Origin of the sequence: Flammeovirga sp. MY04, assembly GCF_001682195.2 — a bacterium.
GTDB lineage: Bacteria > Bacteroidota > Bacteroidia > Cytophagales > Flammeovirgaceae > Flammeovirga > Flammeovirga yaeyamensis.
In genome coordinates, this window is record NZ_CP003560.2 from 790,089 (window position 1) to 803,649 (window position 13,561).

Below are 13,561 nucleotides of genomic sequence, written 5' to 3' on the forward strand. Positions count from 1 at the left end.
AAAGTTTCATTAAATCAAGTTGATTTTAAATCAAACCTAATAAATCAAGAAATTTCGGATAATAAAGAGATGAATTCTTTCATCGACCCTTATAAAACAAAGCTTGATAAAGAAATGAATCAAGTGATCGCCACTGTAGATGAGGATTTAGTTATATCAAAACCAAATAACCTGTTAGGGAACTTTTTGTGTGATTTAAGTTTGGATATTGTCAAGAAAAATGGATTTGACGCTGATCTAGTTGTTATGAACAATGGAGGTTTAAGAGCTCCAATTTATAAAGGTGATATTACAAACAGAAGTGCGTTCAAATTAATGCCATTTGATAATATGTTGGTTATTGTAACTATGAAAGGAGAAGCAATGACTGAAATGTTTGAGTATTTAGCAAAATTCCAAGAACCTACCAATGGTTTAACTTTAGGAATTAAGAATAAAAAGCCTATTCACCCGATGATAAATGGGAAGAAATTTGATCCCAATAAAGAATATAAAGTGGTAACATCAGATTACTTGTATACAGGTGGAGATCAAATGTTTTTTTTCCAAAAGGGATCAAAAATGGTAAAAACGGATCTTTTAATTAGAGATTCAATTATCGACTATTGTAAAGCAAAAAAAGTTATAAAGGTAGAGCATAATAAAAGACTGTATTACGTTAAATAATCATCATGAAAACAAGAAGAGAATTTGTAAAAATATTATCGAAATCTACAGCTTTATCTAGTTTGGGATTTTTAATGCCTTTAGAGTCTTTAGCTTTACCAAATAAGCCGGTAAAATTGACAATATTACATACAAACGATACGCATAGTCAGATTGATCCATTTCCCGAGAAACATAAAAAATACCCTAATATGGGAGGTGTCTCCAGGAGAAAAACATTTGTAGATAAAATAAGAGCAGAAGAGGATCAAGTTTTACTTTTAGATGCAGGAGATATTTTTCAAGGAACTCCTTATTTTAATTTCTTCAAGGGAGAAATAGAATTCAAGTCGATGAGTATGCTAAAATATGATGCCGCCACTTTAGGAAATCATGATTTCGACAATAAAGTAGATGGTTTATCTAATATGCTGCCTCATGCAGAATTTCCTTTTTTAATAGCTAATTATGATTTTACCAATACTTCTATGGACGGTAAAACCAAACCCTATAAAATTTTTAATAAGGGAGGAATTAAAATAGGAGTTTTTGGAATAGGCATAAAACTAGATGGTTTGGTCTCTAAGGCTTGTTATCAAGAAACGGTTTGGAGTAGTGGTATTGAAGCCGCTCAAGAATACAGTCAAAAGTTAAAGCATGAAGAAAAATGCGATTTAGTTGTTTGCCTCTCACACCTTGGTTATAAGGCTTATATTGATGGAGAGGAGGATGATTTACACCTTGCAGAACAAACCAAAGATATAGATGTTATTATTGGAGGACATTCTCATACTTTTTTAGATGAACCTACCATCAGAAAGAATCTTGATGGTAAAGATGTTCTCATTACACAAGTAGGTTATGCCGGTATTAAAGTAGGTAGATTGGACTTTTATTTCGATAACGGCAAAAAAATTGCTTATTCTTCAGATAACTATGATAGTTACCCTGTGGTATAAAAAGTATATGTGATCAAAATATCACAAAAGAAAGATCAAAAAGTGAATCTATGAGCGAACAGAGAAGTTTTGATGTAATAATAATAGGAGGAGGTCAAGCCGGCCTTTCTGTTGCATATTATCTACAAATGCTCAGTATCGACTATCTGATAATTGATGAAAATGACCAACCTGGAGGTTCATGGACAAGAGGTTGGGATTCACTTTTACTTTTTTCACCAGGAATTTATTCTTCATTATCAGGTTGGATGATTCCTACTCCTCAAAATATAAAATATACGAGTAAAGACGAATTTGTAAATTACTTGTCTAATTATGAAAAGAGGTACGACATGCCTATTGAAAGAGGAGTAACAGTACACAATGTTGAGAAGTCTGGAAAAAACTACATTATTAATACAGGAAAGGAAAAAATTGTTTCTAAAATTGTCGTGGCCTGCACGGGGGGTACAAGTACTCCGTATATACCTAAATACGAAGGTATAAGAGATTATAAAGGACAGATTCTACATTCTTTTTACTACAGAAATATTAATCAGCTTAAAGGAGATAATATTTTGATAGTTGGTGGAGGTAATAGTGCAGCACAAATTGTTTCTGAAGTCTCTAAATCAAAAAAAGTACAATGGGCAACCAAAGTGCCTCCTAAATTTTTGCCTGATGATGTCGATGGTCGTTATCTTTTTGACTTAGCGAATAAAGATTATCCTGATGAGGAAAAGATAAAGCAAAAACAATTGCTTGGTGATATTGTAATGTTGGAGGAGGTGAAACTCGCTAGAGATAGAGGTGATCTTACCTCACGAAGATCTACATTTACTTTTACAGAAAGGGGAGTAATGTGGGAAGATAAAATAGAAGAACCTTTTGATGCTGTTATTTGGTGTACTGGATTTAGACCAAATTTCTCTTTTCTCAAAAGTCTAGAAATTGTTGATGGCTATAAAATTAAAACATGCGGTACCAAAATTCTTGGACATGAAGGATTATGGGCTGTAGGATATGGTGATTGGACGGGGTACTCTTCTGCAACAATTTATGGGGTTGGTAAAACAGCACAGAAAACAGTAGAAGAAATCTCTCTTTATTTACTTAATTACGACGAATTTGATACCGTATTGTAATTTTTTTTACAAATATTGAGTACAACTTCCCAAATACACTCTATACTGAATATAACTTATTATTTATTTCTTAAAACTACTCTATGAAATTATTTAAATGCATATCATTATTGATATTATCGACTACTTTATTTTTTGCTTGTAGTGACTCAGAAGAGGTAGATAACACTACGCCTACAACCTTGCCAAGTGATCAAAATAACGATGATTCATCTGATGATCAAGATGATGAAACACCAACTGCAGATGTTCCAGATGTATACAAGAAAATCTATGGAGCCACAGATATTTATTTAGAAAATGACATGGTGGTTATCGAAATGGAAGGAATTCCGGATCACAATAGTCCATATTATCAAAATACAGAATGGGCCTCGGAAAGGTATGAAGCATATAATAATCAGGATTTCGCAAAGAACCCTAATGTAATTGCCTCAGTAGATAGAACCGTAAAAATACCTTTAAATCCAACAGTAGCTTCTAATCATCAAGAAACACAATTAGGAACTATGGGTATTGCGTTAAATGGAGTGGCATTTTATAATCAATACGCAGGTCCAAATAATCAGCCATTAACCGATGAGATTTTTTCATTTGATCAATACAATGGTCACCCTCAAAATGTGGGAGTGTATCATTATCATTTAGAACCTACATTTTTAACGGCTCAGGACACAATTGGCAGGGAAGGATTGTTAGGTTTCCTTTTAGATGGATTCCCAGTGTATGGACCAATGGAAAATGGTAGTGCAGTAATTAATGATGATTTAGACGATTACCATGGTCACACTCATGCAACAGAAGATTATCCTGATGGAACATATCATTATCATGTAACATCAGAGGCTCCTTACATAAACGGAAATGGATATTATGGCACGCCAGGTTCTTCTACAGATTAGTTTTTTCCTTTGTCTATTTCAGTCTTCATGTAACTCAGCCTCAGAAAATAAAACAGCGACATTAGCAAGAATTAACCATATGATTCTTGCTGATGATCATCAAATTGTTTTAAAAGGAGGGAACTGTTATGTTGATGGTAAATTGTACTCTGGACAAATTTATTGGGTGTACCCAAACACTACTGATACTTTGAAAGTGAGGAGTTATCATCAAGGCAAAAAGGATGGCGAGTGGAGGAAATTTTATCCTCAAAATACTATAAAAGAAAAAAGATATTTTATTAATGGTAAAAAAGAAGGAGTACATATTGGTTACTATCATAATCATAAAACACAATTTCTATATCATTTAGAAAATGATTTATACCATGGGAATTGTAAAGCATGGAATTTTGATGGACAATTAATTAGAGATCAGAATTATGTCAATGGACAAGAAGAAGGCTCCCAGAAAATCTGGTATGATAACGGGAAAATCAAAGCCAATTATGTTAAGAAAGACGGGAGACGATTTGGTTTATTAGGGACTAAAAATTGTATAAATGTTTATGATGAAAAATTTTAGTTTGTTCTTATTATTGTTCATATCAATTAGTAGTTGTGAAAAGCCAAAGTTGACTTTACCCTTTTACAATACTCCAGATTTTTCGCCCATATTCATTGATAACGAAGAGAGAGTGGCTGATGTAATCACACATCATATTGGTAATTTTGAAATGAAAAATCAAAACAACCAAAGTATCTCTAAAAGTACAATTAAAGATAAAATTCATGTAGCGAATTTCATATTCACTAGCTGTGGAAGTATTTGTCCGGTGATGACGGAAAATATGAAAATAGTCCATCATCAGTTTGAAGATGATAATAGTGTGAATATTCTTTCCTTTTCTGTAACTCCATGGATAGATAATGTTGAAGTTTTAAAAGAATACACCGAAAAGAATAATATCAAATCGGATAATTGGCATTTTCTAACGGGTAAAAAGTCTGAAATATATTCTCTAGCAAGAACATCTTATTTTGCTGAAGAAGACCTTGGCTTTACAAAAGATTCTACAGAATTTCTCCATACAGAACATGTGATACTCGTAGATCAAAAACAAAGAATTAGAGGTATCTATAATGGGACGTTACGATTGGAAATGAAACAGTTAATTCAAGATATTAATGCATTACAAGAAGAACAGACTCAATTTTTTTAGTATATTGAAAGCATTGTTTAATTGATATTATCTACTATGAACTTTGAGAACATCAACTTCTTAGCTGTATTTGTCGCAGCTATTGCAGCATTTATTTTAGGAGCCATCTGGTATTCTGCAATTTTTGGAAAAGCTTGGCAAAAAGAATTGGGCTTTACTGATGAATATCTTCAAAAAGCGAATATGCCTTTAGTTTTTGGCAGTAGTTTCGTTCTAATGCTAATAACTTCATTTGGATTAGCTATGTTTAATGCACATTCCGGACAAAGTTTAGATGCAACTTTAGGAGCTTTTCATGGTTTAATGGTAGGATTAATGTTTGTAGGTACTTCTATGGGTATTAATTACCTCTATCAACGTCGCTCAATAAAATTATGGTTGATAGATGCCGGTTATCAGATTTTGTTTTTAACTATTGAAGGTGCTATTATCGGAGCATGGCAATAAATAAAAGGCTGTTGTAAATCACGAAATAATCGTATTCTACAACAGCCTTTTTATTTTGCATAATATCTATGCACAGCAATTATATTTAGGAATATAAGCGTTGTTTCTGTTGAGCTACTGCCTCTAAAATGCTATATCTCAACATCATCAAGCCTTGGGTTATTTTCTCAAGAAAATCATCCCATGCGGCATTTACCTCATCGAGATGTTGTTCTGCAAATTTTTCATCATTTAGATTGTAAATGAATTGATAATTTGCTTGTTTTAAAATGTCATCAACAGACATCTTTTTTTCAAAAATGCGTTCATCAAATGAATCATCATTTTTACTTTGGAGCATCACATGTCGTACTACTTCATGTGATAATTCATTAATAGGGAAGTTCATGTAGGATAACAAGTCATTTAATGAAATTGGCATCTTTGAAACTTCCGGTACTATTAATGAGTAACCAAGGTGGATTTCCTTCTTTAGAATTAAATGCTTCATGGTTTTAATAGTTGTGGTTTATCTATTATACGTATTACATAACATAGAGATTCGTTGATAATGTTAAAAAAGGTCATATTATTGAAGTAATCATGGAAATTAAACAAATAAACATATATCCTATTAAATCTTTAGATCCTATTGCTGTAGATCAAGTTGAAATTACTGAGGGTAAAACCTTAGAATTTGATAGGAGATGGGGGATTTTCAGAAAAAGTGATGGGAGAACAGTCAATGGTAAAAAGTATCCTGCTGTTCATCAATTAAGAGCAAAATTTGATTTAAACACCAAGAGTATTGAATTAAGGTCAGAAGCTACAACTCAATTTTTCTCATTAGAAGATGATATCCATATTCTGAATCAGTTTTTATCAGATTATTTTGAAGAATCGGTAGAAGTAAAAGAAAATCCTCAAACTGGATTCCCCGATCACAGTGGAGGAAATGTTGGGGCTTCTTTAATATCAGATAAAACCATTCAATGGACCTCCCAATTATATGATTTACCCGAAGAAGAGGTAATTAGAAGAATGAGAATGAATCTAATTATTTCAACTGAAAGAGCCTTTGAAGAAGATGAGTGGATTGGAATAGATAAAGAACACCCGAAGGGAATCTTTAGTAATTCAATTCGATTAAACGCTTATAAACCTTGTGAACGTTGTCCTGTACCCACAAGAAATTCTTATACTTCAGAGGTCATGAGAGGTTTCCAAAAAATATTTGTACAAGAAAGAACGAAGTTACAGCCTCAACTTTTGGATCATCCGCTTTATGCACATGCTTATATGTGCGGCATTGTTCTTAATATTCCAGAAGAATCGATTGGTAAAATTTTAAAAACAGGAGATCAAATCACTTTGTAGGTTAATGTTGAAATAATTGAAGAGTTTTAACCAAAAACTTTTCATAAAATAATTAACATTAAGTGCCATAATCACATTTTTATAAGTTACTGATAGACTTTAAAGTGTAACCTTACTTTTTTGATATAGAGTATATATATCAATTTTAAGTGTCTATTTTAAGTTTATAAAAGGGTGATAATCATCGTTGTAATTCAAAAAAAACTTTTAATTTTACATAGAATTTAAATCAAATAATAAAACAATCAATATATGAAAGTTGCTGTATTTGGAACCAAGTCATACGATAAAGAATTCTTTAAACTAGAAGGAATTAATACCACACACGAATTAGTATTCTTTGAATCAAGATTAAGAGTAAAGACAGCTCAGTTAGCCAATGGTTTTGATGCCGTTTGTGTATTCGTAAACGATGTGGTTGATGCTGAGACGATTGGTATCCTTGCAGGTTTTAATATTAAAGTGATCGCACTTAGATGTGCAGGTTTTAATAACGTTGACCTTGAAGAAGCAGAAAAGCACAATATTGCCGTATTGAGAGTACCTGCTTATTCTCCATATGCAGTTGCCGAACATACATTAGCGTTAATTCTTACTCTAAATAGAAAAACACATAAAGCTTACAACAGAGTTCGTGAAGGTAACTTTTCATTAGACCGTTTAACGGGTTTTGATATTCATGGTAAAACTGTTGGTGTTATTGGTACTGGTAAAATCGGACAAATTTTCGCCAATATCATGAAAGGTTTAGGTTGTAAAGTGATTGGTTTTGATTTATATCCTAACAAAGATTTAGAGAAAAGTAAACTACTTAAATACGTTACTCTAAATGAGCTGTTAGAACAATCTGATATTATTTCATTGCACTGTCCATTAACTCCACAAACGCATCATATTATTAATGATCATACAATTTGGAGAATGAAGAAAGGAGCAATGTTGATCAATACATCAAGAGGTCGATTAATTGATACTGAAGCAGCGATTAGAGCGTTAGCTAAAGGTCATTTAGGATACTTAGGAATTGATGTATATGAGCAAGAAGAAAAATTATTCTTCAGAGATTTATCAGAGACTTTGATTAGAGACGAAAAAATGTTGAATTTGATGTCTTTCCCTAATGTTTTAGTAACAGGTCACCAAGCCTTCTTTACTGATACAGCATTAACACAAATTGCAAGAGTAACATTGGGTAACTTAACCGCTTATGAAAATGGCGAAGAGTTGGTCAACAAAGTAGGTTCAGAAGCTATAAAGGGATAATTTTTATAGTGAAATAAGATATGTTAACGCTTCAAGAAATTGAAGCGTTTTTTTGTGTTTATATGGTAAGTGTTTGATCTTAAACGCCTTGTTTGATTGGTGAAATGTAATTAATGTTAAAATTGATAATCTATATCAAAATAATTAATGGTTTTTTGTAAACAAATACTTCTTTTCCTCGTATCTTAAATAGAAATAAGATAAACCAAAAAACTTAAATATAGATATGAAAAAAAGACAAGCAACTGCATTAGTTACTGCAATCGCAGCGGGAGCAGCACTTACTACAGGTGTTGTAATCAAAACAAGACAATACATGCAAAAAAGGAGACTTGATGAAAGTGATTATCTATATCCTTACCTTGATTATATCAAAGAAAAATTAAAAGCAGGAAAAGAAACTATCATCATTACTCCAGAAGATTCACCATTTAAATTTATCACACTATCTGTGAAAGGTGAAGGGAGTAAAAAATTAATCATTGCTGATTATGAAGGAGTTGCTTTAAACAGAGGTCGTAAAGATCTATTAAAATATAAAAATGGTAAACTGTCGTTTATCAAGCCAATCAATGAGTACGCGATGTAATATTTATTGATGTAAATAAAAATGCCGATACACTTAACATTGTATCGGCATTTTTTATATAAAATTTTTAATGATTTAAAATATCAATCCTACTTTTAAACTTAAGTATCTAAGGTTTAAATATTCACTTTCTTCATCAAATAGGTGGTTATATTCTACAGCACCATAGAAATTGATGGTGTTAAATACTTTTGATCGTACACCAACTTCTGGTTTTAAACCGTACTTCCAATAAGACATAGTGGTAGAATAGGTAGGTCCAAAATCCATTAGTGGGGAAATATATATATCGTTAGTCATATAATAGGCACTGAAATTTAACCCAAAATATGGAGTTAAAAAGCGACCGGAATGAATAGTATAATTAAACTTTAGATCAATAGGTACAATGGCTATATTCTTTAGATTAGTTGATATAAGTCCATTACCAATCATACCATTTTGAGTAGATTTTCCAGATGATAAATAACCTACCCCTAATCCAGTGTTAAAGTTTGAATTGCCAATTTGATAAAACCAACCAATTTCAGCCCCTTTCAAGTCGATGGTATTTTCATCACCTACTGAATGTGCACTAGTGTAACCCGCAAAAAATTGATGTTTTTTTTGTGCGAAAACACTATTTGATATAATTATTAGTAACCCTAAAGTGAAACTTAACTTTAAAAGGAGTTTAGTCATAGCTAATAAAATTCTGATTCTTAAAGTGTATCCCCCAGAAGTCTTAAAAAAGAGATAACATCACAAAGATAAAGAACACGGTTAAAATCTTTAACTTTTTAATATTTTATCACATAATTATTACGATTAATTTACAATTACGATTTTCTTCAGAATAGATTTTTCATTTTTTGAAACATTGCCGATGATTATTTTCAAATTTAAACAAATCACAAGAGGGTGTGTATTTAACTAACTTTATTGTATTTTGCCATAAATTTTACTGAGGGATACAATTCTCCCCAAAAAAGCTAACAAATTGTGACTTATAATTTTTAAACTAAATAATGAGATATTTACTACTTATATTGTTTCACTTATGTGTGTTTACTTCTCACGCACAACATATAACAGGTGTTGTACTAGACCAAGATAACGAAGACCCTCTACCATATGTTAATGTAGCATTGGTAAAAAATGATAGCATCCTATCAATGACTATTACTGATTTTGACGGAAATTTTGATCTAGAAGTCACTCAAAAGGATACCTACGTCATCCGATTTTTATTTACAGGCTATAAGCATTTCGAAAGAGCATTGAATATCAATGATGATCTAAATGTATCACTAGGTAAGATAAAATTGGAATCAACGGTAACGGAATTAGAAGGTGTTACCGTAACTGCCGAACGAGAAAACGTAAACATGACCTCGGAAGGTATGAGTTTCAATGTAGATTCCGATGGGGGTACAGACATGGAAGATATCATTTCTTCAATGCCTTCTATTTCAATGGATGAAAATGGAGAAGTATCGGCTAATGGCGAAAGTGTGGTGATTTTAGTAAACGGTGAAGAAACGGATATCGAGAATCCTTTGGAAGATATTCCAATGCAATTAATTGATAGAGTGGAGTTACTTAATAATCCACCTGCAGAGTTTACTTCGGCCACTGCTGCGATTAATATTGTTTTAAAAGAAGATGTGAAATTGGGTAATCACCTTAGAGCTTTAATAGAAGGAGGTTCGCCAACACAGCACAAAGCGAACATAAATTACTCTATGTCTAAAAATAGATGGTCGTCTTCCATCAACGCAGGTTATAGACATCAGGAAATGAATTATTATAGAGAAAACGAACGATTAAACTATAATAATAATCAGCGTTCGTCAACTCGAGATGATTTATATAAAACAACGAATTATCATGTGAATTGGAACTCAACTTATGCCTTTTCACCTAATGATAAATTGAGGTTTAATGTTAGCTACCAAAGAAAAGAACAAGATAATAGAGGTGATGAAAATGAATATCTTTTTAATGTAGTTGGAGATCCAAACTATAGAAATAATTATAGAACTATCCTTAACAAAAGAAATTCGGATAGAATTAGAGCGCAGCTTAATTACGATAAAAACTTCATGCAAGAAGGAAGGAAGTTTCAAGTGCGATTACGTTATTCTATGGATGAATTTGAACAATATAATGGCAATACTACTAATACAGAGTATTTATTGGATTCGTCTTGGAAATACAACGATGCTAGAATTACGGAAAGAAGCCGTCCATCACAAAACTATTTTGTTTCCGTAAAATATGTGCATCCTTTTAACGACAGAAGTGTTTTAACTACTGGTTTTAGAAATAGTACAACTGTACAAACTATTGATGAATCATTTTATAACCTAGCTACCGATGGTACGCAAACAGAAAGGGGAGCGGGTAAGCAGGATACTGACTATTTAAATCAAAGGTTCTCGGGTTATACATCTTGGAAATATTCCTTCTATAACGATTGGAATTTTAGAGCAGGTGTTTCTGTAGAAAATTCAAAAGTAGAGTCAAACATAGTTCAACCGGACACTACTTTTAATACGAATAATAACTTTTGGGTGATCAACCCTAATTTCAATTTATCTAAAAAGTTCAACGAAAAATGGATGGGTAATATCTTTTATACTTTCCGTTTAACTCCTCCATCAGATAGAGCCTTGAACCCAACGATTAATGATAACAATCCTTTGTTTATCAGTTTTGGTAATCCAAATCTATCGATGCAGAAGTTCCAGAAGTTGAATATTCAAGTAACCAACCAACAAGAAAAAGTATCGACGAGAGTAGGTTTATTCTATAGAAATTTAACTGATGGTGTTGAGAGAGTCTACGAAACGAAAGGTGATACTATTATTGCCACTTATGGTAATATTGTCAATAAACACACTTTAGGGACTAACTTTTATGTACACTGGCACTTAGCAAAAAATCAATCCTTGATTTTATCAGCGGACGTATATAATGATATCTATAACCAAAGAATTGATGAAACCTTACCAACTTCAGAATGGATGCTAAGTGGTAAATTAACCTATAAAGCTAAATTCTTTAATCATTACCGTTTAAGAGTGGTTGGATATTACACTTCAGAGAGAATAGAATACAATGGTACGGTTATTCCTGCAAGTGGAGTGGATATAAGTATGTCAAGATATATTGCCAATAGGAAAGGAAAGTTGTGGGTTGTCGCACAAGATGTTTTCCAAACAAGAACATGGTTCAGTAAAACAAGGTCTCCACAATTCGAATCCACTAGTTTTACAGATTTACCATCAGTAGTTCGATTGGGTATGTCTTGGTCATTTTATGGAGGCTAAACAATAAAGAATATAAAAATCAAAAAGGCCGTTTCTTAATCATAAGAAACGGCCTTTTTTATATTTATGAGCTCAATTAAATTCTAAGCCAGCTTAATTTTCTGAGAAGAGTTATCAATTTGTCGAGCATTAATGTTACGCTTAACCGCTTCTTCATTAATAAATTGATCAATCATTTCTTGAACGTCCGTGTGTAAAGACTGACTTTTTGATGAGTCAATGATCACTTCTCTATTATTTGGAACCTGATCTAAAATCTTCTTGATCTTTGCTTTATTTAAGAAAGAAACTTGATGCGAAAGTTCAATAACAATAGGAACTGAATGTTGTTCAGGTTTAAATTCTACTTCAACAGGCGATTTGATGGAGTTGTAAACAATCTCTACGATAGATACCAACAAGCCTAACGCAATACCTTCTAATAAATCAGTAAATACAACACCAACTACAGTAACAATAAAAGGAATAAATGATGTTAAACCTTTATTGAACATCATTTTGAAGTTCTCTGGTTTAGCCAACTTATAACCCACTTGTAAAAGGATGGCAGCAAGACACGCCAAAGGAATAAAATCTAATATTTCAGGGATGGCCAATACACAAACAAACAATAATACACCGTGGAAAATAGCCGATAACTTAGAAGTACCTCCCGAGTTTACATTTACAGAAGAACGTACAATAACTTGCGTAATAGGTAAACCACCAATTAAACCGGATACGATATTACCTGTACCTTGTGCTATTAATTCTCTATTGGTTGGCGTATGTCTATGCTGAGGATCTAGTTTATCTGCAGCTTCTACAGATAATAACGTTTCTAGTGAAGCAACAATCGCCATTGTAAATGCAATAGTATGAACTTCAGGATTCGTGATAGCCGAGAAGTCTGGGAAATGGAAGGTAGCAACAAATTCAGCCCAGTTATGAATAACAGGGATTTGTACTAACTGTTCCGGCATAATTTGTAATGTACCGTTGTTGATAAAGTATAAATGGTAACCAATACCAAAGGCAACAACAACTAGAGGAGCGGGGATCTGAGAAAGGAATTTGTGCTTCTTAATAATTGGTTCTTCCCAAAGTATTAATAATAACAATGAGACAGCACAAACTATCATTGGTCCTGTAGAAACATTAGACATAGCTATTGTTAATTCATCTGCTGGACCAACATATCCTAATGCATTGGGAATTTGCTGGAAGAAGATATTGATACCAATACCTGTCAACATCCCTTTAATCACAGAGGCTGGGAAATAATAGCCAATTACACCTGCTTTTAATAAACCAAGTATAATTTGTAAAACACCTGCTAATACAACAGACATTAAGAAGGCTTCAAAAGAATGAAGGTCGTCTATAGCGTGGAATACAATAACTGCTAAACCAGCAGCAGGGCCACTTACACCAATAGCAGATCCACTAAAAGTAGCTACAACTACACCACCAACAATACCAGAAATAATTCCAGATAACAGTGGGGCTCCAGACGCAAGTGCAATACCTAAACAAAGGGGTAAAGCTACTAGAAAGACAACAATACTTGCGGGGAAGTCTTTATTGACGTTTTTAAATATAGAATTAGTTTTCATTATTCGTTGTAAAGAAAATAAGGTAACAATTTGTGTTAATTGGGTGCAAAACAAACTAATTCTATTTACTTATTAAGTGATTTATGTTTTGAGTTAGATTACATTAACTCAATAATGTTTAAAAACAAACAAATAAACAGTGACTATCATCACTTAAAAGCTATA

The 13,561-nt window shown here is 32.5% G+C and carries 14 protein-coding genes; 11 read left to right on the top strand and 3 right to left on the bottom strand.

The genetic code is table 11. The features are described 5' to 3' along the window. The first annotated feature begins 69 nt into the window (after positions 1 to 69). The 7 genes from MY04_RS03155 to MY04_RS03185 all read left to right on the top strand — a co-directional run bounded on the left by MY04_RS03155 (position 70) and on the right by MY04_RS03185 (position 5,279). Positions 70 to 666, top strand: a complete 597-nt coding sequence (locus MY04_RS03155) for a 5'-nucleotidase C-terminal domain-containing protein (protein WP_158297536.1) — start codon at positions 70 to 72, stop codon at positions 664 to 666. Between the two features lie 5 nt (positions 667 to 671). Continuing rightward, on the top strand, positions 672 to 1,604 hold the full coding sequence (locus tag MY04_RS03160) for a bifunctional metallophosphatase/5'-nucleotidase (protein ID WP_066206207.1): 933 nt from the start codon (positions 672 to 674) through the stop codon (positions 1,602 to 1,604). 50 nt (positions 1,605 to 1,654) lie between these two features. Next, entirely contained in the window at positions 1,655 to 2,728 is a 1,074-nt protein-coding gene (locus MY04_RS03165; RefSeq protein ID WP_066206210.1) for an NAD(P)-binding domain-containing protein, read from the top strand. 83 nt (positions 2,729 to 2,811) lie between these two features. Then, positions 2,812 to 3,630, top strand: coding sequence for a YHYH protein (locus tag MY04_RS03170; RefSeq protein ID WP_066206212.1), 819 nt, complete (start codon positions 2,812 to 2,814; stop codon positions 3,628 to 3,630). Continuing rightward, the gene (locus tag MY04_RS03175) at positions 3,602 to 4,195 is read left to right on the top strand and encodes a toxin-antitoxin system YwqK family antitoxin (protein WP_158297537.1); all 594 of its coding nucleotides are present in this window, start codon (positions 3,602 to 3,604) and stop codon (positions 4,193 to 4,195) included. Before MY04_RS03170 ends, MY04_RS03175 begins: the two co-directional genes overlap by 29 nt. Next, entirely contained in the window at positions 4,179 to 4,832 is a 654-nt protein-coding gene (locus MY04_RS03180; RefSeq protein WP_066212988.1) for an SCO family protein, read from the top strand. Before MY04_RS03175 ends, MY04_RS03180 begins: the two co-directional genes overlap by 17 nt. Positions 4,833 to 4,853: 21 nt before the next feature. Beyond that, a complete protein-coding gene (locus MY04_RS03185) occupies positions 4,854 to 5,279 on the top strand; it encodes a DUF1761 domain-containing protein (protein WP_205960489.1) in 426 nt (141 codons plus the stop codon). 85 nt (positions 5,280 to 5,364) lie between these two features. On the opposite strand, the gene MY04_RS03190 is transcribed toward MY04_RS03185, so the two are convergent. Further along, a complete protein-coding gene (locus MY04_RS03190) occupies positions 5,365 to 5,769 on the bottom strand; it encodes a hypothetical protein (RefSeq protein WP_066206221.1) in 405 nt (134 codons plus the stop codon). 92 nt (positions 5,770 to 5,861) lie between these two features. On the opposite strand from MY04_RS03190, the gene MY04_RS03195 reads away from it, so the two are divergent. From MY04_RS03195 to MY04_RS03205, 3 genes are all read left to right on the top strand, one after another. Continuing rightward, complete coding sequence (locus tag MY04_RS03195; protein ID WP_066206223.1) at positions 5,862 to 6,635, top strand: MOSC domain-containing protein; 774 nt, start codon at positions 5,862 to 5,864, stop codon at positions 6,633 to 6,635. Between the two features lie 252 nt (positions 6,636 to 6,887). After that, positions 6,888 to 7,898: a 2-hydroxyacid dehydrogenase gene (locus MY04_RS03200; protein WP_066206226.1), complete on the top strand. Its 1,011-nt coding sequence runs from the start codon at positions 6,888 to 6,890 to the stop codon at positions 7,896 to 7,898. A 226-nt stretch (positions 7,899 to 8,124) separates the two neighbouring features. Further along, positions 8,125 to 8,487: a hypothetical protein gene (locus MY04_RS03205; protein WP_066206229.1), complete on the top strand. Its 363-nt coding sequence runs from the start codon at positions 8,125 to 8,127 to the stop codon at positions 8,485 to 8,487. Positions 8,488 to 8,562: 75 nt separating this feature from the next. Here the strand turns inward: MY04_RS03205 and MY04_RS03210 are convergent, their stop codons facing one another. After that, positions 8,563 to 9,168, bottom strand: a complete 606-nt coding sequence (locus MY04_RS03210) for an outer membrane beta-barrel protein (protein WP_066206231.1) — start codon at positions 9,166 to 9,168, stop codon at positions 8,563 to 8,565. A gap of 326 nt (positions 9,169 to 9,494) precedes the next feature. Between MY04_RS03210 and MY04_RS03215 the strand changes: the two genes are divergently transcribed. After that, complete coding sequence (locus MY04_RS03215) at positions 9,495 to 11,801, top strand: outer membrane beta-barrel protein (protein ID WP_066206234.1); 2,307 nt, start codon at positions 9,495 to 9,497, stop codon at positions 11,799 to 11,801. Positions 11,802 to 11,884: 83 nt separating this feature from the next. On the opposite strand, the gene MY04_RS03220 is transcribed toward MY04_RS03215, so the two are convergent. Further along, positions 11,885 to 13,396 carry a SulP family inorganic anion transporter gene (locus tag MY04_RS03220; RefSeq protein WP_084005747.1) on the bottom strand — a complete coding sequence of 504 codons (1,512 nt, stop codon included), beginning with the start codon at positions 13,394 to 13,396 and terminating at the stop codon, positions 11,885 to 11,887. Positions 13,397 to 13,561: the final 165 nt, after the last annotated feature.